The 22,835-nt window shown below is 48.6% G+C and carries 12 protein-coding genes; 1 reads left to right on the plus strand and 11 read right to left on the minus strand.

All coding sequences use genetic code 11. From position 1 onward, the window contains the following. Positions 1-52 precede the first annotated feature (52 nt). From AC0YNT_RS01415 to AC0YNT_RS01460, 10 genes are all read right to left on the minus strand, one after another. Positions 53-916, minus strand: coding sequence for an ABC transporter permease (locus AC0YNT_RS01415; RefSeq protein ID WP_475803010.1), 864 nt, complete (start codon positions 914-916; stop codon positions 53-55). Next, complete coding sequence (locus AC0YNT_RS01420) at positions 913-1,725, minus strand: ABC transporter permease (RefSeq protein ID WP_475803011.1); 813 nt, start codon at positions 1,723-1,725, stop codon at positions 913-915. The genes AC0YNT_RS01415 and AC0YNT_RS01420 overlap by 4 nt, the downstream gene beginning before the upstream one ends. A gap of 14 nt (positions 1,726-1,739) precedes the next feature. Then, the gene (locus AC0YNT_RS01425; RefSeq protein WP_475803012.1) at positions 1,740-2,585 is read right to left on the minus strand and encodes an ABC transporter ATP-binding protein; all 846 of its coding nucleotides are present in this window, start codon (positions 2,583-2,585) and stop codon (positions 1,740-1,742) included. A gap of 231 nt (positions 2,586-2,816) precedes the next feature. Beyond that, positions 2,817-4,607 (minus strand): phosphomethylpyrimidine synthase ThiC, encoded by a 1,791-nt coding sequence (thiC, locus tag AC0YNT_RS01430; RefSeq protein WP_475803013.1) that lies wholly within the window; start codon positions 4,605-4,607, stop codon positions 2,817-2,819. Positions 4,608-5,049: 442 nt separating this feature from the next. Next, positions 5,050-8,103 (minus strand): beta-galactosidase, LacZ type, encoded by a 3,054-nt coding sequence (lacZ, locus tag AC0YNT_RS01435; protein WP_475803014.1) that lies wholly within the window; start codon positions 8,101-8,103, stop codon positions 5,050-5,052. 169 nt (positions 8,104-8,272) lie between these two features. Next, positions 8,273-9,091, minus strand: a complete 819-nt coding sequence (locus AC0YNT_RS01440) for a carbohydrate ABC transporter permease (protein WP_475803015.1) — start codon at positions 9,089-9,091, stop codon at positions 8,273-8,275. Beyond that, positions 9,084-9,959: a carbohydrate ABC transporter permease gene (locus AC0YNT_RS01445; protein ID WP_441891615.1), complete on the minus strand. Its 876-nt coding sequence runs from the start codon at positions 9,957-9,959 to the stop codon at positions 9,084-9,086. Before AC0YNT_RS01445 ends, AC0YNT_RS01440 begins: the two co-directional genes overlap by 8 nt. 150 nt (positions 9,960-10,109) lie before the next feature. After that, positions 10,110-11,417: an ABC transporter substrate-binding protein gene (locus AC0YNT_RS01450; RefSeq protein ID WP_475803016.1), complete on the minus strand. Its 1,308-nt coding sequence runs from the start codon at positions 11,415-11,417 to the stop codon at positions 10,110-10,112. A 159-nt stretch (positions 11,418-11,576) separates the two neighbouring features. After that, entirely contained in the window at positions 11,577-13,358 is a 1,782-nt protein-coding gene (locus AC0YNT_RS01455) for a sensor histidine kinase (protein ID WP_475803017.1), read from the minus strand. Between the two features lie 13 nt (positions 13,359-13,371). Next, complete coding sequence (locus tag AC0YNT_RS01460; protein ID WP_475803018.1) at positions 13,372-14,940, minus strand: response regulator transcription factor; 1,569 nt, start codon at positions 14,938-14,940, stop codon at positions 13,372-13,374. A gap of 349 nt (positions 14,941-15,289) precedes the next feature. On the opposite strand from AC0YNT_RS01460, the gene yhbH reads away from it, so the two are divergent. Next, positions 15,290-16,456 carry a sporulation protein YhbH gene (gene yhbH, locus AC0YNT_RS01465; RefSeq protein WP_167280362.1) on the plus strand — a complete coding sequence of 389 codons (1,167 nt, stop codon included), beginning with the start codon at positions 15,290-15,292 and terminating at the stop codon, positions 16,454-16,456. 281 nt (positions 16,457-16,737) lie between these two features. On the opposite strand, the gene AC0YNT_RS01470 is transcribed toward yhbH, so the two are convergent. Continuing rightward, positions 16,738-22,725, minus strand: a complete 5,988-nt coding sequence (locus AC0YNT_RS01470; protein ID WP_475803019.1) for an InlB B-repeat-containing protein — start codon at positions 22,723-22,725, stop codon at positions 16,738-16,740. Positions 22,726-22,835 lie beyond the last annotated feature (110 nt).

Genomic DNA, 22,835 nt, shown 5'->3' on the forward strand with positions numbered 1-22,835 from the left:
CCCTATCGCTATCTATTTGAAAGATGATGCTGCCATCCCCTGATGCTTCAGGTTACTTTTTAGCGCGCTGCGCGACATGCCATGGAATAGCCATTCTCTCAATCAGTTGGATGCAATAGTAGAGGGCGATGCCAAGCACTGCGGCGATGATGATACAGGACCAAGCAATCGGCATATTGCCCAGCTTGATTTGATCGGACAACAGAAACCCAAGTCCCCTTGAAGAGATAAAAAACTCGCCGACGATAGCTCCAATCATGCCGGTTGCCATGTTAATTTTGAGTGCGATGAAAATATGAGGAAGAGCAAGCCGGAAACGAAGCTTGGCGAAGATGGCCAACCTTCCCGCTGCATAAGAATGCATTAGCTCCAGATAAGCAGGCTCGACGGAACGCAGCCCCTTAAAGGCGCTGACGACCATTGTGGCCATCGTCATGATAGAGACGATCGCGATTTTGGAGGCGACTCCATCACCAAACCAGTTGTTCATAATAGGGGCGAGTGCGACAATCGGAACAGCGTTTAGGGCTGCCAGCAAGGTTATCGCACCTTTGCCTGCCCTCGGAATGAAGGAGGCTGCAATTGCAGCAAGTAGTCCGATCGCAGATCCGATCATACTGCCTCCTATCATTTCGAATCCGGTATAGAGCGAGTAGTTCCATAGTACATCGCTATTATTTTGAATCGCCTTCGCAATAGCAGATGGGATTGGCAGCTGGTAGAGCTCCAGGTGAAACAATTTATGAAAACCTTTAAGCTGCCAAATAAAAATAAATAAAACACCAAAGCCGATAGGGGGCCAAAAGGTGGCACTGCGAGAGGCCTTATTTGCTGATCTCTTTGGTTTTTTCACACCCTCTGATTTCGCCACCGAGGTTGAAAGTGGTTCCGTCTTCACAGCTGTTAACTCCTTCACCCTTCACTCCTCCCTTGCGGGCGGAACTCCGGCTGCCAAGGCGTAATCAGCCGTTCGGCTATAGTGACCAGCAGAAACCAGATCAATCCGATTACAACACTAATGAGAATCGTTGACCAGAACATATACACCTGCGAGCTTCCGTAGTAGAGGGAACTAAGCATCAATACGCCAATCCCATCCGGCGCTCCCATCAGCTCCACAATTATTGAAGCGGTGATTGCAAGCGGCGCAGATAATTTTAATCCTGCAAATAATCCCGGAAGAGAGGCTTTGAGCCTTAGCTTCGTGTAAGTCGTCCATACGGATGCAGCGTACAAACGCATGAGCTCTTCCTGTTCAGGCTTAATACTCTGGAGTCCACGCAGCATATTGATTGCTACCGGGAAAAAGGTTACATAACCGGCCATAAGCACCCTCGAAAGGGAAGGATCATGAATAATGCCGTATAGGATTGGGGCAAGCCCGATAATCGGAACCATTTGTGAAGCAATCATGTAAGGAGATAAAGTCAGCTCAACCGCTCTAGACAGACTCATTACAATGGCCAGTATGATTCCTACGGCTGCACCAATTAGGAAGCCAACAATTGAATTGCCAAATGTAATTGATCCTTGTTCAACAAGAGTCGACCAGTGATCCAGCATCGTCTGCAGCACGAGATGAAGATAAGGAAGCTTGGAGGCTGGGGCCAGAACATGTGCAACATCGGCTATGTACCAGGCGGCTGCTTCCCATACCAGAAGAACACCTATCGCCCAAATGACGATGACCCCGCCTTGGCTTCCTTTTCTAAGCCATCCGCTCATTAAGAGAATCCTCCTCAAAAGACTTCGTAAGCATGATCTACAAAACAATTCCTCACTCTTGCCGTCATCTCATGGAAAGGATCGGAATTGCGGATATGCTCGTAACTCCCCTCTTCCCTCTCCATGTTCAGAATGGAGTGGACCCGCCCGGGATGAGCGGACATGACAATTACTCGATCAGAGAGGAATACAGCTTCAGGTATACTGTGTGTAACAAACACGATCGTCTTGTTCGTCTGCTTCTGGATGTCGAGCAGATCAAGCTGAAGCTTCTCCTTTGTAAACTCATCGAGTGCGGAGAACGGTTCATCCATAAGCAGAATTGGAGGATCCAGTGACAAGGCTCTCGCAATCGCTACTCTTTGCTGCATACCACCGCTGAGCTGCCATGGATAGTGGTGCTTGAATTTCGATAAACCAACCATATCAATCAAACGTTCCGATGTGGCTGAATATTCTGACTTTTTAATGCCAAGCACTTCCATCGGCAATTCAATATTATCTTTCACCGTACGCCATTCGAATAAGGTAGGGCTTTGGAATACGATGCCGAACTTTCTTTTTAACCGAACTTCGCGAGGCTCTTCTTCCCCAATGGTGATTCTCCCGCTTGTTGGTTCAAGCAGATCTGCCATCAGCCGGAGCAATGTCGATTTCCCGCAGCCCGATGGCCCTAAGAGAGATATGAACTCGCTGCGATACACCTCAAAACTAACATTCGTGAGTGCTGTAACTTCCCTTCCTTTGCTGCCGAACACCATGGATACATCGTCTATTCGAATTTCGGTCTCCTTCTGCCTGCCAAGCGACACTATACCATCCCCCCTCGTGCTGAAGAGTGCTTCATCCTTACCTTTCATGAGCCGCAACCACTTGTTATGTAATATTATATAACACGTAATTTGGATTACATTATACAAACTGTTTTATAAAATCACAGAAACGTTAGACGTTATGTATAGAGGCAGAGTAAAAGCCATCCATTTTGGTCAGGCCTCGATTACTATACTTGTATGAAAGCTGACATATAGAGGATCGGAGCTGTGAATTCTAACATATAAAAAAGCCGCAATTATGCGGCTTTTCAACTATTATTGGTAGATCGAGCTTCCGGTATTTCTAAATTCCTGGGACTTCTCCTCCAGGCCTTTCTCCAACACTTCAGCTTCCTTCAGTCCTTGCTGCATGGCATACGCTCGTATGTCCTGCGTAATACGCATTGAGCAGAATTTCGGTCCACACATCGAGCAGAAATGAGCGGTCTTGGCTCCTTCAGCCGGGAGTGTCTCATCGTGATATTCCAACGCCCGCTCAGGATCAAGCGACAAATTGAACTGATCACGCCAGCGAAACTCGAAGCGTGCTTTGGAAAGAGCGTTATCTCGCTGCTGAGCACCGGGATGACCTTTAGCCAGATCTGCGGCATGGGCGGCTATTTTGTATGCAATAACGCCTTCACGCACATCGTTTTTGTTCGGCAGTCCGAGATGCTCCTTAGGCGTAACATAGCACAGCATTGCCGTGCCAAACCATCCGATCATCGCTGCACCAATCGCCGAGGTAATGTGGTCATAACCAGGAGCTATATCCGTAGTCAGGGGGCCAAGTGTATAAAATGGTGCTTCCTGGCACACCTCAAGCTGACGATCCATATTTTCTTTGATAAGATGCATCGGCACATGCCCTGGACCTTCGATCATGACTTGTACATCATGTTTCCATGCAATTTTTGTCAGCTCACCAAGTGTCTCAAGCTCCGCGAATTGCGCTTCGTCATTTGCATCAGCGATCGAACCCGGCCGCAGCCCATCACCAAGCGAGAAAGCAACGTCATAGGCTTTCATAATCTCGCAAATATCTTCAAAGTGCGTATATAAGAAGTTTTCCTGATGGTGGGCGAGACACCAAGCCGCCATTATTGAGCCGCCGCGTGAGACGATTCCAGTGACGCGTTGTGCCGTAAGTGGGATATAACGCAGCAGTACACCTGCATGAATCGTAAAGTAATCCACTCCCTGTTCAGCTTGCTCGATCAGCGTGTCACGGTAAACTTCCCAGGTCAGCTCCTCGGCTTTACCGCCGACCTTTTCCAGTGCTTGGTATAACGGTACAGTCCCTATCGGTACAGGGGAGTTTCGGATGATCCATTCACGTGTCGTATGAATGTTCTTGCCCGTTGAAAGGTCCATTACCGTGTCGGCTCCCCAACGTGTTGCCCAGCTCATCTTCTCCACTTCCTCCTCAATGGACGAGGCGACGGCTGAATTACCGATGTTGGCATTGATCTTCACCAAGAAATTGCGCCCGATAATCATTGGCTCGCTTTCCGGGTGGTTAATGTTTGATGGTATGATTGCTCTCCCCCGGGCCACTTCACTGCGCACAAACTCTGGTTCGACATTTTCGCGGATTGCGATGTATTCCATCTCAGTGGTAATGATTCCGCGGCGGGCGTAGTGCAGCTGCGTAACGTTAGAACCTTGCTTGGCTCGAAGAGGACAGCAACCTGAACTCGGGAATATTTCGGTTAAGTTTGATAGATCTGTGTGCTTGAACCCATTATCCTCTGGCTTAATCGCTCGGCCTTGATAATCCTCCACGTCACCGCGTTCCAGAATCCACTGGCGGCGGATCTGCGGCAGCCCTCGATGAATATCTGCTTTATAATCTTTATCCGTGTACAGGCCGCTGCTGTCGTATACTCTTACAGGCTCATTAGGCTGATCTCCTGCAGGGCTTGACGTCGTGCTAAGCGCGATCTCGCGCATCGGGACGTGCACATCAGAGCGGGAGCCTTGCACGTACACCTTCTTGCTGCCTGGAAAGGCATGGATGTTCGGGACTAGTTCATTTGCGATTTGGTTCGTTTCATTAGCGGACAATTGTATTCCTCCTCAGCATGGCTGTGATTATGCGGAGTTCAGTCCAACTAAAAATAAAAAAAGACCGCTCCGAATTGGATGCGGTCTTTGATAAGTTCAAAGATTGGCTCCCTCCGCTGAACTTCCATCTACACCTTACGGTAAGACGGATTGCACCGGGGGATAGAAAAACAAGGACATATGATAAAATTGTTAGAAACAATAATAGCATATCCCTGTTTAACGGCATATTTATTCTCTACGCTGGCATTACCCAGATCAGATACGGTCAGTGACATACGGTCACAATCTCAGCCTGACTTCATCAAGCCCCCAGTGCGTATTCAATTAGCTAGATTGTAAAGGGAACTTCTCCCATTGTCAAATTTAGATTAGCTATGTAACCCGCAACTTACAAAAAAAAGAGGCTGTCCCGGTGGGACAACCTCAATTTCAACCATTCTTATTTCGACGAGCGATCGATCGGCGAAATCGTGAACGTAAAGCTCAGATCCTGATCAGCCGGGATCTGGTATTCCGGATGAACCGGAGCGCCCCAGCTGTCATCGCCGCCAACGCCCATTTGGCGTCCAGCTACCGTTACTACGGTATAGTGAACTGGTGGCAGCTCATAGTGATGAGCCGCATTCTCCAGTTCAAACGCTGAGTAAGGCGAGACATTACATTCCACTGGTGCCGAAGCCGATGCGGACAGTTGCAAACCTAAGCCACGGCTGTCCGTGATTCGAACGCGGCGTACTCCCGTACGGTTACCCGTCTCCTGTGGTACAAGATAAGGAGTTGGCAGATCCTTCACCGCACGGCTGAACGTACCAAGACGTGCGCCAAATGCACGGTCGATGTAGTTCTCCTCCGGCCCCATTGCATACCATTCCGTCTGATCATAATCAGCGGACAGTTTAAACGTTAGTCCAACAACAGGAACATTCGGAAGACCTGCTGCACCTTTGTAATCCGTCTGCACTTGAATGCTTCCATCCGCAAACACGGTATATGTTGTACGAACACGCAATTCAGCGCTGATGCTGAAGCCGTATTCGAACGCAACAGTTGCGCGGTCACCTGACTCTGCCACATTCAGCTCTACTTTCAGACATTTACGCGCCAGACTTGCCGCGAACCATACGCCTGCATCATAGCCCTGCGCATAACCTTTGTCGTTGTCGGTCATTGCACGCCAGAATTGTGGTACTGGAGGTGCTGCGATAAATTCACGTTTGCCGTATCGAATCGATGCCAGCGAGCCGACACCTTTCGAGAACTGAATCGTAAAGCCATCACCCATAACGCCGATATTCACGTCGCCTTCGACTACGCTGATCGAGCCAGCTGGCACTTCAGCCTTCTCTGCTGCAACTTCAAACAAATGCTCGCCAAAGGCCACTTCATGACCGGCCTCCGCCCACAATTCATCTTGCTTCAGAACTAGCGCTGTATGGATGGCATATTCGCCTGGCAGCTTCATTGCCTCTTCAGGAAGCGACAATGGTACAACGGTTTCGCTTCCTGCTTCAACCGCTACTTCACCAGTCGAGCTATAGACTTCAACACCATTCAGATATAAACGTACGGACAATGCCCATTCATTTGTATTCACGAACAAATTCTCATTGACTACTTTTAAGCCATCCCGCGAAGGAGCAAGCTTCACATTCTGATACAGGAACTTCACTTCCTGCATCTTAGGCGTTTCACGACGGTCAGCGAACACAATGCCGTTGCCGCAGAAGCTGTAATCGGTAGGACGATCGTTAAAGTCGCCGCCGTAAGCGAAGAACTCATTACCGTAGCGGTCTTTGGTCATAATGGACTGATCCATGTAATCCCAAATAAAGCCGCCTTGATACATTGGGTACTTTTGCTCAAGCTCAGTATATTTGTGCATACCCCCAACCGAGTTGCCCATCGCATGCATATACTCGCAGCTGATGTATGGCTTGGACGGGTTGCTTTCCAAGTACGCAATAATATCGGCCGGTTTCGCGTACATCCGGCTTTCCATATCACTTGTCGCTTCATAATTGCGATCGTAGAACACACCTTCATAATGAACAAGGCGGCTTGGATCTTTCGCATGGAAGTATCTCGTTGCGTTCTGAATGACTTCACCTGCATACGATTCATTACCACAAGACCAGATCAGAATCGAAGGATGGTTTTTATCCCGCTCCAGCATAGACTCTGCACGATCCAGTACGGAACCTTGCCATTCTGGCAGGTTGCCCGGCACGTTCCAAGACGGCTCAACTGCGCCCATCTTCTGCCACGAGCCATGCGATTCCAGGTTCATCTCATCGATCAGGTAAATGCCGTATTCGTCACACAGCTCATACCAGAGTGTCTGGTTTGGATAGTGTGAAGTACGGACAGCGTTCATATTGTTCGCTTTGATCGTCTTGATGTCCCACAGCATATCTTCAGCTGTAATCGTACGACCACTGCGAACGTTGAATTCATGGCGGTTAACACCCTTGAACACAATACGTTTGCCATTCAGATGCATGATTTTGTTGATCATTTCAAAGCGGCGGAAGCCCGCCTTTTGTACGATTGCTTCCACAAGCTCGCCTTGAGCATTCAATACAGACAAGTATATGCTGTACAAATATGGTGATTCCGCACTCCAAAGCTTCACTTCGCCTGCATTAACAGCAAGCGACAGTTTGCCGTTCACAAACGCACCTTCACCTGCAGCAACAACTGTACCGTCAGCATCTTTAAGTTCAAGCTTGACCGAAGCCGCAGCATCAGCCTGCAGCAAATCCAGATCAACCTTCAGATTACCGTTTGAATAGCTGTCATCCAGCTCAGTATGAACAAATAAATCTCTCACATGGATTTCCGGCACGGTGTACAAGTACACATCACGGAAAATCCCTGAGAAACGCCAGAAATCCTGATCCTCTAGCCAAGCGCCCGAGCTGCGCTGAAATACTTCGACAGCCAGCTTGTTGTCGCCATCTTTGATAAATGGTGTCAGATCAAACTCCGAAGGCGTAAAGCTGTCTTCCGCATAGCCGACAAATTCGCCGTTCAGCCATACATAGAAGGCAGATTCTACACCTTGGAATGAAATATACACTGGCCCTGTCATCGACTCCGGCTTGCGGAAATGCTTCACATAGCTTCCAACCGGGTTACTCGATACAGGAATAGATGGAGGTCTAACACCGTCCAGACCGTCCCATGGGTACATTGTATTTACATATTGTAATTGGCCGTAGCCTTGCATTTGAATATGACCCGGCACCTCAATATCATCCCAGCCCTTGCAATCATAATCCGTCGTATAGAAGCTTTCGATCCGGCTAGCCACATTAACCGCGTAGCTGAACTTCCAATTGCCGTTCAAATCATGGCGCATCGCCATTGGCGCTTTGCGCTCCGCTTCCTCCATCGTGTGATAATATCGATGATCGGAGTGCGCGTCCAGTCGATTTACCCGGTAAACCGTCGGATCGCTCAGCCAATTGATGTCTGCCCTTGTTGCCTTCATCCTGTTTATTTCCTCCCCTAAAATGAATTATCACCACAAAGACCCTATTAAGGGTCTTCGTGATGATTCATCGCTTCGTAAGCATTTGCTTTGAATTATCACCACAATAGCCGTACCAAGGCCATCGTGATGATACATTACTGCGTAAGCATGAAATTAATATACGATTTTACTTGACCGATCCTGTCATTCCCGCTACAAAATGCTTTTGCATCAGGAAGAAGACAATAGCCGTCGGAAGCGTCGCGATCAAAATAACAAGCATGTTAACACCGTAGTCCGGTGCATAACTGGAGCCCAAGTTCGAAATAAGAAGCGGAATCGTCCGTTTCTCAGGCGATTGCAACACGACAAGCGGCCACAAGTAGTTATTCCAGCTGGACATAAACGTAATAATGGCTGCTGCCGCATACGATGTTTTCATCGTTGGCACGTAAATACGGAAGAACACACCAATTTCGTTTAATCCATCTATTCGACCTGCTTCGAGCATTTCCTTCGGAAACATCTTCGTACTTTGTCGGAAAAAGAAAATTAAGAACGCAGTTGTGACAGATGGCAGCACGACAGCCATCATCGTATTGATCCCGATAGCGGGAATAGTTTGCGTAATGGTGCCAAACATCCGGTACAAAGGTACCATCAGAGCGGCGAATGGAATCATCATCGACAGCAGCAAAATGTTAAAGACAATGTCTTTCGCCTTGCTGCGGAAAATTTCAAAGCCATAACCTGCAAGCGATGCGATTAGCAAAGCAAGAAGGGTTGTCGAGATCGAAATTTTCGCCGAGTTCAACATGGCCGGTCCAAGATCGACCTGGTCCATAATTTTTTGCCAGTTATCCCACAAGTGAGAGCCTGGCATTAACGAGCCTTTCGTAACGTCAACCGATTTGTTGGTTGCGCTGATGATCATCCAAATGAATGGGAAGATCGACACAATGGCTGCAATGCACAGGAATACATAGGTGAATATCCGTTTAGCCATTTTTATCACCTGCCAGTTTGAACTGAAGAATCGAGAAGATAACGATAAGAATTACGACTCCATAAGATACTGTCGCCGCATAACCGAAGTCAGGCGTATATTTGAACGACAGATTATAAATATATTGGGACAGCGTTGTAGTCGAGTTACCAGGCCCGCCCTTCGTTATGTTCATAACCTCATCGAACAGCTGCAGCGTACCGATTGTAGAAGTGATCGATGTAAACAAAATAATCGGCTTAAGTAGCGGAATTGTAATTTGGCTGAACTGACGGAATGCCGAAGCGCCGTCAATCCGTGCTGCTTCATAAATGGAGTTATCAATATTTTGCAGGGCAGACAGATAGAAAATCATATTATATCCGGTCCAACGCCATGTGATGGCGATAATAATCGTAATTTTAGCCCAGAACGGGTCGGTAATCCATTGAATTGGTGCATCAACCAGATGCATTTTGGTAAGCACTGCATTAATCAAGCCGTCAGTACCGAACAAATACTTGAAAATAACCGAGTAAGCAACAAGCGATGTTACAGCCGGCAGGAAGATCGCCGTACGGAAAAATCCTTTAAATTTCAGTTTGCTGTCATTTAGCAATACCGAGATAAACATGGCAAGCACAATCATGATCGGCACTTGAATAATCAAGAAAATAAATGTATTTTTTAGTGCAGCAATAAATGTCTGGTCTTTAAACAGTCTTGCATAGTTGTCTCCGCCAACATAATGCAAGTTCGTGCCTGTCCCGGATTGGAACGACAGCATCAGTGCCTTAATCATTGGGTAGAAATAAAATGCGCAGATCATAATGACAGCTATCGCAATAAACGACCAGCCGATCGCGCTGGATCTCGCATTAATATTCATGTTATTTGTTTTTACTTTACTCACAGCGTCAGCCAGCTCCTTCCTATCCTGAGCGATCTTATATAACGACATTGGAGCACAACCCCACAGGGCAAGCCCCTACAACTTAGCGGCTTGAACGCGGAGACGTGCTCCAAGGTCATTTTTTCTCTATTTTACTTGTGCATCAGCTTGAGATTGAGCGTCTTTCAATACATCGTCAATCGATTTGCCGTTCAGGTAATCCTGCATTTTAACAACCAGAATGTCTTCGATTGCGTAAGTGTTCATACCGTAGTTCACGCTAGGAATTTCATTGGTCCATTTCGCAAAGTCTTGTACGATTTTTTGGCCGCCGAAGAATTCGTTAGTAGCCGTATATGCTTCACCAGATGTAGCTGGTTTGTACGTACCGATAGCACCTACGTCTGTAACCAGTTTTTGATATAGATCAGAATCGGAAGCCAAAGTTGATTTCAGGAACTCAGCTGCTGCTTCTTTACCTGGAACGTTCAGAACGTACCACGAGCTGCCGCCAAGGTTTGTTGCATGTACGGAATTAGGTGTTTTTGCAAGCTTAGGAATTGGAGCAATTGCCCATTTGCCGGATTGCGAAGCCTCGGCTGTGATGGAAGGCGTGAACCAGTTACCTGTTGGAACCGATGCAACATCGCCTGTGTTGAAGTAGGATACATATTGACTCCAGTCAGAATTAGGCTTAACGATGTTCGCATCCATCATGTTTTTGTATACTTCGAATGCTTCTTTCATAGCTGCGTTGTTTGCAATGTTAGGCGTTTTGCCGTCTTCATTCATGTACCACGAGCCAGCGGATTGAATCATCATACGGATAATGCCAAGGTCGTTAGGATCAAGGGAGATCCAATCTTTACCTGTAGCTTCTTTTACTTTCTTGCCAATCTCGATGTATTGATCCCAAGTGATATCTTGAAGATCATCCATTGTGTAACCAGCTTTCTCCAGGTAGTCCGTTCTTACATACAGACCTGTAACACCGGAGTCGAACGGAACGCCGTAGTATTTGCCGTCAACGCTTGTAGGTCCAAGCTTGTAATCAGCAAAGTCAGTTGGAGTAATAACGCTGCTCAGATCATAGAACATGTCTGGGTAAGCTTGCAGGAAGCTTTGCGCACGGTAGTCTTCGATAAGTACGATGTTCGGCAGACCTTTAGTCGTACCGGAACTCATGCCTGTATTCAGCTTTTGAACGATATCGTTCTGAGCGTTCTCTACAACATCAACCGTTAAGTCCGGGTTAGTAGTCGCATAAGCGTCTTTCGCAAGGTTCATTGCTTTAATGTTAAAGTTAGGATCCCATGCCCAAACGGTAATTTTGCTTGCTTTGTCTCCACCGTTGTTTGCAGTGTCGTTCGTATTGTTGTCCGAGTTGGAACCACAAGCCGACAAAGATGCTGCGGTTACAGCGCCAAGAGCAAGAACTGTGATAAGTTTTTTCACTTCAAGACCTCCGTATCTGTATGTTTGTTGTAAGCGTTTTCTGTCTTACGGGTTTAATGATAGCACTACCCTTATTCCCCTCGTTAGAACGATCTTTACAACGAATTGTCATATTATTATGAGTTGGCCTGAAGTGGTCTATTCGTACTAAGACAATCTTTAGAAATTAGGACCATTATTAGGTTTTAACAACGGAATCCTGATTTTCACACGAGTACCTTCCCGAATTTCACTTGTAATCGTTACGCCGTATTCTTCCCCAAACAACAATTTAATCCGGTCATTTACATTACGGACACCAATTCCGCTGAATAATTGACGTTTGCTCACCTGCTTAGGAATTCCACCATTAATATTCATACCGTCACCATTATCGACAACCTCACAGACAAGCGACGAGCCCTCTTGAGCAACCATAATATAAATATAACCTTCTGATTTCTCATTAAAGGCATGGAAGAACGCATTCTCGATAAAAGGCTGAATCATCAGCTTCGGAATTCGATAGTCCAGGCAATCCGGCGCAATGAAATAACTCACCCTGATCCGCTCTCCATAACGAACTTGATTAATGAATACGTAGTTCTTCATATTATCCAGCTCCTGCTGGACGGTAATCATTTCGCTCACGTTGCCGATTGCATTCTGAAGCAGAGAGATGAGGGCGTTAATCGTTTCCGCAGCTTTCTCTTTATTCCCTTGCTGCACCATGAATTTGACTGAAGCAAGCGTATTGTATAGAAAATGGGGATTAATCTGCTGCTGCAGCGCTTCCAGCTCCGCATTACGCTGCTGCTTCTGCGTCTCAACGAGCCTGCCAACATAATCATTCAGCTCATCCATCATCGCGTTGAAAGCAAGGCCAAGCTGCCTCGTCTCATAACTGCCATCCACCTTTACATGGCGGTCAAATTCGTATTTCGAGATCGTTGAAATCTGCTTCACAAGCCTTGTGAGCGATTTGGTCATTCTTCTGGAGATAAGGAAAACAATAATGACCGCAACTATAACAATTGCCATTACAACAAGGGCAATCTGTTTCGTGTCGGTCAATTGGCCAAGCACTTCTTTTTTATCAATCACGTTCACCATGTACAAATCTAATCCAACAATCTGTTCCGACAAGAGAAGATGATCTTTGCCCATAATATTGGCGTTCTTGTAATCCAGATTGTTGTCCTCAATTTCCTCCGCGTCATGGAGAAGTTCCGGCGAACGTTGGCCAAGCCAATCATTCCGATTAGAAGACACAATTGTTCCCCGCTTATCAAGAATAGCGACGTCATTCCCCAGACTCGTATTGCTGTCATAGAATCGAGCAAAATAAGGTTCACGCACGGCAAAATACATCATCCCATAAACAGCTCCGCTTCGGTCCACGAGTGCCTTGGAGGCTATTATGGTAGGATCAATGCCTGGAATACCTGATGTCTCCGCATCATCGTAGAAATACATCAGCTTACGCGGCTCAGCTAGAGCACGCTTCGTAATAGGATGGTTACCCAGCGCATCGTCAGGAACCGGCCAATAAGAACGGTCCGTCGAATATCTCCGGCCATTCACCCCGGTTACCGTAATCCCAATATCGTAGGCATCGACACTCGAGCGGATCCGATTCATTTGCTGCCCCATTTGAAAATAACTAGACGCCATCGAATTGGAATCGCCGCTCCCCTCGGTAAGAAACTGTTTGATCACACCGCTTTGCGCGATTTTGTTCGAGGTAAGGACGATGGAATAATTAAACGAATCCATGCCGCTTCTAATTTGTGTCGTTATCTTCGAATTCGTAATACTGAACGTCTCCATAAAGACGCGCCCGGAAATATTAATCGTCATCCACGTCGTTGTAATGGAAACCGCCACAATGCTCACGACCATAATAATGAACATTTTGACAAATAGTCCGTTATATTTGAACCGATCTAGTACATTCCTCACAGCTCTCACTCACTCATCTCATGTTTTGTTGCCGATAGCGGCTTGGCGATAAGCCGGTATGCTTCTTGAACACTTTACAGAAATAACTATGATCCGAATAACCTACCATCCCGCTAATCTCCGAAATCAAGGCTTCTCCTCCGCGCAGCAGTTCAGACGCCTTCTCTAATCTCACCCGATGCAAGTAATCAACAAAGCCTTCATTATGATGAGTAGAGAAGTAGCTTGACAAGTAGGAAGGGTTAAAATGAAAATGTTTTGCCATCTCTGTTAAATTAAGCGATTCCGCGTAATGTTCATGAATATAATCGAGCAGACGCTTCATATTGGCATTGCCGGATTGTTCAGTCTTCTCGGCGATACACAGCTTAGCCTCTTCGATAAATTCATTAAGAAGCTCCGCTGCAGCACCTGCATTGCGGGACTCTTCGATCGCTTTGAAATAGTAGTATTTCTTCGTCTCGAGCTGTTGTGTGCTGTAGTTCATATTGCCCAGCAGCACGGTGATATTAAAGATGACATTACTTAAGAACGACTTATATTCGAATACATCCGTCGTGTAGTTGGTTTTAAACACGTCCAGATGATCACGCAAATAGTCAAAGGCGGTGTCAAAGCGTTCCCGCTTAAACGATTCCGTAAAATTATTCAAGTTAAAGGGCTCAGCTGCTTGCGTGGATTCAGGAAACTCATTAAACAATAGCAGATGCTTGTCCGGAAAATAAAAAGCGTAGTCCATCATTTTCAGCAGATTAGTCTTGTACGCTTGCTCTAGTCCAGTAATAGCTGAGAAAGGCTCGCTGACTACGACTGCCGTATCCAGCTTCAATTGATCAATCGAGCTTGCCATCGTTCTCGCCCAGTAGGGCAGCAGGCTCAGCATCGTATAGTCCAAATTGAGGAGCAGCAGAATCATCGGCGCTTCTGCCTTCAGAACATGGTACACCAGCTGTTCGGCATATTGAGCCTGCTTGTCCAGTTCTTCCTGCATCGTGAGCCGGATCGCATTCACCTGCTCCTTCGTCATCGTCCTTCCTCGAAGGTCAATGCCTAGCAAGCAAAAGGCACTATGAGGAAACTCGTCAGCAAGCTCATCTACAGCCTGCTGATCATCAATCTCGTAGCCGGATAACAGCTTATCTAAAATGGAGTCGATGGATGGCCCCTGATCAACGACCTGCACATCCCCTTGTAAGGATGGAATCTTCTCGGCTGCCGACTTTAACACACTCAGCAAATGACCGGTGTCGAGCTTTGGTTTTAATATATAGTCTCGTACGCCGCTTTGAAAGGTAGAACGTACGTAATCGAAATCTCCAAAGCTGCTAAGGACAATAACCTCAATGTCCGGGTATTGCAGCTTAATTTGCCGGGTCAGCTCTTCGCCGTCCATGATGGGCATAACAAGATCCGTCAGCACAATATGTGGCTGCAGCTCTGCGATGAGCTCAAGCGCTTCTTTACCATTCGAAGCTTCGCCAACGATATGAAAGCCTTCCTGCTCCCAATTCATGTAGTGCTTGATGCCTTGCCGGATTAAGGCTTCGTCATCGACAATCAGCAGCTTGCAGTAATTTGACATGATGTTCCCCTCCTAAAAAGAATTGCTGCATGCTAAAAGAATTGCCACATGCTTTTTGTGGTAATTCTTACTTCGTAAGCAGATGCTTTTTTGCAGCAATTCTTACTTCGTAAGCATTTGCTTTGGGACAATTCTTACTTCGTAAGCATAGCACTTACATATGTAAAGTACATTATAACCGATAAAGCGAGCCGATTTCTCTCCATTATAAAGAGGATGTCCATGTTAGATTTTGGCGGATTATTTGGAAGTTTGCTAGAATCGGGCAACTTTTGCTTCACATATCCGGGGAGGACTTGAATATATTGAATAACAAACCCAAAAAAACTGTGCAAGGAGGTGCTCCGAAATGGGTTCAGCAGAAGATAAAAGACTGTTTGTTGTATCTCAGGAGGATTGGTCGCTGCATCGCAAAGGCTACCAGGATCAAGCCAGGCACCAACAAAAGGTCCGGGAAGCCATTAAGCAAAACTTACCTGACCTCGTGTCCGAAGAAAGCATTGTCATGTCTGACGGCAAGCAAGTAATCAAAGTGCCGATTCGGAGCCTTGACGAATTCCGATTTGTGTATAACTACAATAAAAATAAACATGTAGGTCAAGGAGACGGCGACAGCCAAGTTGGTGACGTATTAGGCGTTGATCCGCAGGCGGCCAAAGGTCCGGGAAAAGGTGAGGGTGCAGGCGATCAGCCCGGCGAGGATGTTATTGAAGCAGAGATTAGTTTGGCGGAGCTCGAAACGATGCTGTTCGAAGAGCTGGAGCTGCCCTTCCTTCGCCAAAAGGATAAGGACCAGCTTGAGACCAAGGAAATCCGGTTCAACGATATCCGAAAAAAAGGCATCATGTCGAACATCGACAAGAAGCGGACGATCATGGAAAACCTGCGGCGTAATGCCACATCCGGTACGCCAGGTATCCACGGTATCTCTCCGGATGATCTGCGCTACAAAACTTGGGAAGAAATCGTACGTCCTCAGTCGAATGCCGTTATCCTTGCGATGATGGATACGTCGGGATCGATGGGCTCCTTCGAGAAATATGTAGCCCGCTCCTTCTTCTTCTGGATGACCCGCTTCCTCCGGCATCAATACGAAAAGGTCGAAATCGTATTCATCGCCCATCATACCGAAGCGAAGGAAGTCACCGAGGAAGAATTCTTCACCCGCGGCGAAAGCGGCGGCACGATCTGCTCATCCGCCTACATCAAAGCGCTCGAGATTATCGACAGTCGTTTCTCGCCAAGTATGTACAACATCTATCCATTCCATTTCTCCGACGGCGACAATCTGACCAGCGACAACGAACGCTGCGTCAAGCTGATCGGCGAGCTGCTCAAGCGCTCCAACCTGTTCGGCTACGGCGAAGTAAACCAGTACAACCGCTCCAGTACTCTCATGTCCGCGTATAAGCATATTAATATGAACCATTTCATGTACTACGTCATTCGCGAGAAAGGCGAAGTATATAACGCTCTGAAATCGTTCTTCCGCAAGCGGGAGGGTGTTGTGGGGTGAAAAGAAGCGCGTAGCTGCAACAGACAAAAGGTGATTCCTGTATGGAACAGGGGTCATCTTTTTTTATTTCTATATTCTTGGTCTAATATTTCGAATCTCTTAAATTGTTCCAGGTAGTGATCTAAGGAAGAGGCACTAGTGACTTGCTCTAAAAGATCATTAATCTACTTCTCTATTAGTACCACTCTATCTTCTCTTACATTAAAAAAGGATTCCAGGTATATTAATCCACCTGGAATCCTATTCTATTTCATCGATCTTGGGCCGGGTGCGCTGATGGTTTATACTTCTTCTTGGTATAGGACGATGTTGTCAAAGTACCCTTTGCCTCCAGTTGCAGTCGCGCCGAGCTTTAACATCAGCTGTACACTTCCTGCAACATTCGCGTCGCAAGGTCCTGTTGCCACAGAGACGTTGTCCAGATAGAGCGTAAAGTTCCATCTCGTGCCGTTGTGAGTAAACTCCACTTTGAAATGATGCCACGCATCTTTGGTATAATACGCATTGCCCCAAGTGTTCCAAGAACGCAAATTCAAATCACTGCCCTGCGCCGGGCCGTCGCTGTCATAGAATCTCGCACTCCACCCGAGATAGAGAGCGTTTCCGGTCGTTACGCCGCTGCCCATAAAGTCATACTCCAGGATGTAGCTGACGTTCGACTCAAGCGTAATCGCGGGGAGCTGATACATACTATTGGCGTCAGTCTGAGTGATCTCAAGCGCCTTCCCTCCTACTTCGCCCGGAGCGGAGACAATCGCGCTGCCGGTGCCAGCCCAACCGATAACCTCGTTCAAATCACTGCGCGAGTCGAAATTTTCCTCAAGCAGGACATTGTACTGGGTCTCCGGCTTTTCGCCTTGGTAGAGCTCAACGTTGTCAAAGTAGTTATTACCGCCGGCTCCGCCGACCTTTAACATCAGTTGCTGGCCCAGAGAAACCGCGCCGTTTACATCGTTTTCATCTACGAGCACGCCATCCAGGTAGAGTCTTACGCTCCACTTCACGCCGTTGTGCTTGAGCTCCGCTTTGAAATGATGCCACTCGTCTCTCGTATACGACTTAACGACCCAGCTCTGCCACATGCGCAGATTCAGCTTGCTCGCATCGCTGCCGCCGTCGCTGTCATAAAACCTCTCGCCCCACCCGAGATAAAGAGCGTTTCCGGTACTCGTGCCACTGCCCATATAGTCATATTCCAAGGTGTAGTCGATCCCAGGCTCAAACGCGATCGCGGGGAATTGATATAAGCTATTGCCGTCAGTTTGAGTAATCCCAAGCGCCTTGCCGCCCACTCCGCCTGGAGCGGTGACAATCGCGCTGCCGGTGCCTGCCCATCCAACAACCTCACTCGGAGTGCTTCGCGAGTCGTAGTTTTCTCTATATAGGACCGCGTATTGAACCTCAAGATCCTCGAACTCTGCCGTTACGACGACGTTCTCGCTCGGCATGAGGTATACGTGGCTGCCGCTGGCTAGCGTCTGCTCCACGCCGTTGATCTTGAGCCAGGACAACGAATAGCCGTCGTCCGGGGTGATGGTCAGGGTGACCGTTTCGCCTTCGGCAGCAGTTGCCTTGTCCGCGGTGACCGATCCTCCGGTGATCTCGCCGGGCACCGTGAAGCTGTGCGGCGGCGTCACGCCCTCCTGCTGACCCTTATAAAGGAAGAAGTTGTCATAGTACGCTTTGCCGCCATCATCGCTAAGGTAGCCGTTTTTCAGCTTTACCGTTTGGTTCCCGGTAACAATAGCGTTAGCGACGGGTCCGTTAGCCATAAGGACGTTGTCGATGTAGAGCGTAAACGACCATTTCACGCCATCATGCCTGAACTGCAATTTGAAATGGTGCCACTGGTTTTGGCTATAAGTCTTCGCGCTCCAAGTGCTGGCCGAACGCACATTCATCATACCGTCCACCGGAGCGTCGCCGTCGAACAGCCTTTGGCTGTCGTTCAAATAAAAACTTGTTCCGTCGATGCCGCTGTCACCCTTAAAGTCATATTCAAGGGTATAGTCGATGCCCGGGTCAAGGCTGATCCCGGGGAGTTGATACAGGTTATTGCCGGCGCCCTGCGTAATTTCTACCGCCTTATCACCCTCGTCACCCTCTGGACGGTCAACGATCGCTGCTCTGTCGCCAGCCCATGCTCCTCCGCCGACACTGTTACTGTCGTCGAAGTTCTCGTCGTACAGGACAGCGTATCCGTCGCCCGGCTCTATCTCGGCGAACGAAGCCGTCACGGTGACATCCTCGCCTGGCATGGTAAACAGGTACTTGTTATCGCCGAGACTGGACAGTCCTGCGGCGCTGCCGTTTACTTTGAGCGAGCCGCTCTGCATTTTGTATTCGGGGTTCGGAGAAACAGTGAGGGTGACCAGCTCGCCCTCTATCGCCTGAGCTTTATTAGCTGTGACGTTTCCGTTCTCCAGCTGGCCGATCGTAATATTGTGCGTCACCGGCTCCGTTGTAGAAGCCTTCACAATGACGAACACCGGCTTTTCAGTAACTCTTACGGTCACCTTTCCGTCAATGAGTTGAGACTTTATAGAGGTGGTGGAACCGGTATCGCTCTTGTCAACCAGCTCGACCAGCGTTACGTCCTCGATATCCGCTTGAGGGATATCGGAAAGATCAAGCTCGTAGTCCACATCGTTGCCGTCAACATCGCCCTTGGAGGTTCCTAGCCAGAGCGCGTAGCCCTTGCCGTTATTTTTGTCTTGCTCGTCTTTTCCGGCGTTCGCGTCCTCGAAGCCAAACTGAAGGACGTTCAACGCGTTCTCGGGAGTGGTATTGTTATTGGTGAAGGCATTGCCCGATGTGTCCCATGCTTCTACTTTTTTGGTATAGGCGGGAGTCTCCACTTCTTTCTCGAAGCGCATATCGCCCAGCCAGTTGCGCATAGCCGTGACATAGTACCATGAAGGTTTCTTAGCGTTTGGACCCTCGCCTAACACTTCTTGGGTATCCAGATACCCGCTGGTATTGAATTTGCCGGCGGTACCCGTTCCTGAGCCGCGCAGCATGAACTGCTGGGCACGATCCACACCCCAGGACGCCAGGAGCAGGAATTCCCTGACGATCCAGCGACCTTGAATCTCAAAACCGCCGACTACGTTTTGCAAGGTTGCCGGATTGTCCTTTCCAGGGAAGCTAGGATAAAGATCCGGATTCAATTCGAGCTCGGCGTTGACGCCGGGATAATAATCCTGATTCGCTTTGGCGGTGGTTGCCGTGCCTTGGGCGCTGTCCCAGCCCAGCTCGGAAATCCACACCTCGGCTTTGGGATAATACAGCGCGCGAAGATTCTTAACCCAATTCATGCCGTACTCAAGGGGAACGTCCTGGCTCCACGTTTGGTTGCTCCATTGGTCTTCCTCGGGCGCGACGCCGCCGATCGATCTGCCGTTCGCTACGTCTTTGGAGTCGGGGGTGTAGTGGTGCACATTCAGTACGTCTACCGGGAACTGCTCGAACCTGTACAAGAAGTTTGCCTGTTCCTCGGGATTTTCCTCTCCCAACAGAGCTTCCTCTCTCGTATAGGGATCCTGCTTCTCAGTATCATGTTTCCTGTAGTACGAACCGCCCTCGAAGAAATAGTTGATATCCAGGTAATCGTCCTCGGTTCTGTAAGTCAGGAACCACTCTGTCATCTCTTCCAGGAATTTGAGGTCGAGACCGCCTACGCCAGCTATGGACAGCTTGGCATTTGGGTCGGCGTTCTTGATGCCCACGCCGGAATAAGGCTTGCCGGTGGCTTTCTCGGTGTAGATGTAATTCCCGCTCCGGGAGTTAACATCGATATCCGTATCATGTATCCACGACTTCATCGAGTTCATATGGCCGTCGTAGTCCGCGCTGGTCATGGCCGCGAACTCATAGCCGTTCACTCCCTTGAGGTTCAATTCGTTGCCGTTCTCATAAGTCTCGATCAGGTTCAACCCGATTTCCTTGGAGGTGCCTGGGGCAACGTGCACCAGATCGGGATCGATGGTGCCGCCCTCCTCCGTGCTCTTGGCGCTTCCATATCTAGCTACGTGCTGCCATAGGCTCATGGCGTGGCCCAGATAGGAATCGGGGTTTTCTCTGTCCCCATCACCCTGGTAATTGGGAATGCTGTACGCGGGATCCGTTCTTTCGGCGTCTCCGACATGCAGATTCTGCACATCCAGATATACCTCCGCACCGGCGGCTTTCATGTTCCTGTAGTAAGCGTCAAATGCGCCCCAGGTGTTGACGAACGCTACCAGTGGCCTATCCGGATCGTCGATCATACGCGGATCGTTATCGCCGGCGTCCAAGTCGTTCCCGGCCATATATTCCGTCCAGGACCAAGTGTGGTATTCTCTCGTCGTTCCGCTGACTGGGACGACGCTGCCATTAAGGTCAGGATCATTAAAGAAGCTGTTGGTGCCGACAAACGTACCGAAGTCCGTGTCCGATTCGGGCACAGTCTGAGGTTCTTTGTCCCAGTCAAGAGGTACGATGTCCCTTTTGCCGGTATCCGCGATCAGCGGTTCCAGCGGAAGGCCGAGAATAACAAACTCGGATAAGTTGACGTCGCGGTCAACTGTAATGATATCGTCCGCGAAATTAACATATTTGTACGTACCGCCGCTCAGCTTTTCGATTTTAATTTTCGTGGCGTTCTTAATCTGATCGTAGTTGTAGCCGCCTCCGAAGCTGGCGGGGCTGGTGAGGTCCATTCGCACCCAGCTGTCGTCGTTGTTCATGGCGTAGGTGAACAGCTCCTCATAATGGCCATCCACATAAGCGGACACCTTGACAGAACCGCCCGCGACCTGCCACTCACTGGTCTGGTTCGCTATGGCGTCTGATGTGGCACCATACTCCGCGCCGTCAAAGAACCAGATCTCCTGAAGCGTATGCTTCTGATTGAGTGCGATCTCTAGCGTGCTGCTGCCGCCCTCGCCCGTTCTCCATACGCTGTCATTAGTCGGAAGCGCTTTCACTTCAGCGCTGAGTTTGGGTGAATAACCGTTCGGCGCTGCGGCGCTGATCTGCTCAAACGTCTTGAAGTCCTTATAGTGCTCGTATCCGTCAAACAGCAGGTAAGGCGATCCGTCGCCCTCAGCCTTGCCGTCGTTACCCAGCCAAGACCTCTGCACCGCCGCCACCTTGCTGCGGGTGATGGGCTTGCCGACCATGATAAAGCTAGAAAGGTTTACGTCGGTATCGAAGTTTCTGTATACGTCAGCGCCTTCCCACCAGTTGTATTTATCCTCGCTCACCTTTTCGATTTTGATTTTCGAGACTCTTTTGATCTCATCGTAGGTGAGGCTGGTATGGTTGGCTAAATCGCTGAGATTCCTAAGGTCTACCTGCACCCAGCTATCATCGTTGTTCATATCATAGGAGAACAGCAGCTCATACTTCTCCTCGTCTTCCAGATAGCCGTACACATTAATAGACCCGCCAATGACCTCCCATTTGCTGCCTACGCCTTCAGGATCGTTCGGAACGTCGGGAACAGGGTTATCCGGATCCGTAAAGTTCCAATATGCCGAGGGGCGGTATGCTCCGCCGTCAAAGAACCATATTTCCTCAAGCTCATGCCGCTGTTTAAGATCAATCTCGAGGACTCTGTTCGTGTCCCATGCCCCTCCGGCCCCCGATCTCCATAACTTGTCGGTATTGCCGTTCGGGATTAACTTGTCCTCTTGGCTTAGGATAGGCCAGTAGCCGGACGGACTCGCTGCGCTGATCTGATCGAACGTCGTGAAGTCCTTATAGGTCTCATATCCGCTGAACAGCAGATACGGATTGCCGGGGGTCGTATCCTCGCCTTTCGTGCCCAGCCAGGATCTATCCACGTCGACAACCTCTTTGTCGCCTATGGTGACCCATCCGTCGGTATCGCCTTCGACAGCGCTCGTCACATTAACGGTCAGCTTGCCGGACTGGGAGATCAGGTCGCCTTTTTTGTCCTGCGCTTTGCTTATAAGCGTGTATTCTCCCGGCTCGTTATAGGCGGTTTTAAAGGTAAAGGTTTGCGAATTGCCTTTTTTGATCTGTTTGATAGCCCAGGTGTTCTCTCCCGCAACTATGCTGATATTGTTGTATGTACCCTTGCTGCCATTATTGGATGCGGTAACCGTATAAGTTACCGTCTCGCCCGGTTCTACGGATGTTTTATCCGCATTCATGGACACGTCGATCCCCGCCGCAGTGCCCGCAAAAGCCTGGACCGGGATGCTTGTCGACAACATCATAATTATCGTAATCATAACTGCCAATAGCCTTCGTTTCATCATTTTCCCTCCTTATAAAAATAGTGAATCCAGGTGTGCCCTACAAAACGCCTTTTTTGGTGACCCCGCGGAAACAGACCGGGCTAACGATTCCGGGATAAGCGGGAACATAC

The sequence above is a fragment of the Paenibacillus sp. J22R56 genome, assembly GCF_056269375.1.

Excerpts from the sequence above, each read along its gene's own strand:
- AC0YNT_RS01420 (WP_475803011.1), bottom strand. The coding sequence starts at position 1,725 with ATGAGCGGATGGCTTAGAAAAGGAAGCCAAGGCGGGGTCATCGTCATT.
- AC0YNT_RS01425 (WP_475803012.1), bottom strand. The coding sequence starts at position 2,585 with ATGAAAGGTAAGGATGAAGCACTCTTCAGCACGAGGGGGGATGGTATA.
- lacZ (WP_475803014.1), bottom strand. The coding sequence starts at position 8,103 with ATGAAGGCAACAAGGGCAGACATCAATTGGCTGAGCGATCCGACGGTT.
- AC0YNT_RS01440 (WP_475803015.1), bottom strand. The coding sequence starts at position 9,091 with ATGGCTAAACGGATATTCACCTATGTATTCCTGTGCATTGCAGCCATT.
- AC0YNT_RS01445 (WP_441891615.1), bottom strand. The coding sequence starts at position 9,959 with ATGAATATTAATGCGAGATCCAGCGCGATCGGCTGGTCGTTTATTGCG.
- AC0YNT_RS01460 (WP_475803018.1), bottom strand. The coding sequence starts at position 14,940 with ATGTCAAATTACTGCAAGCTGCTGATTGTCGATGACGAAGCCTTAATC.
- yhbH (WP_167280362.1), top strand. The coding sequence starts at position 15,290 with ATGGGTTCAGCAGAAGATAAAAGACTGTTTGTTGTATCTCAGGAGGAT.
- AC0YNT_RS01470 (WP_475803019.1), bottom strand. The coding sequence starts at position 22,725 with ATGATGAAACGAAGGCTATTGGCAGTTATGATTACGATAATTATGATG.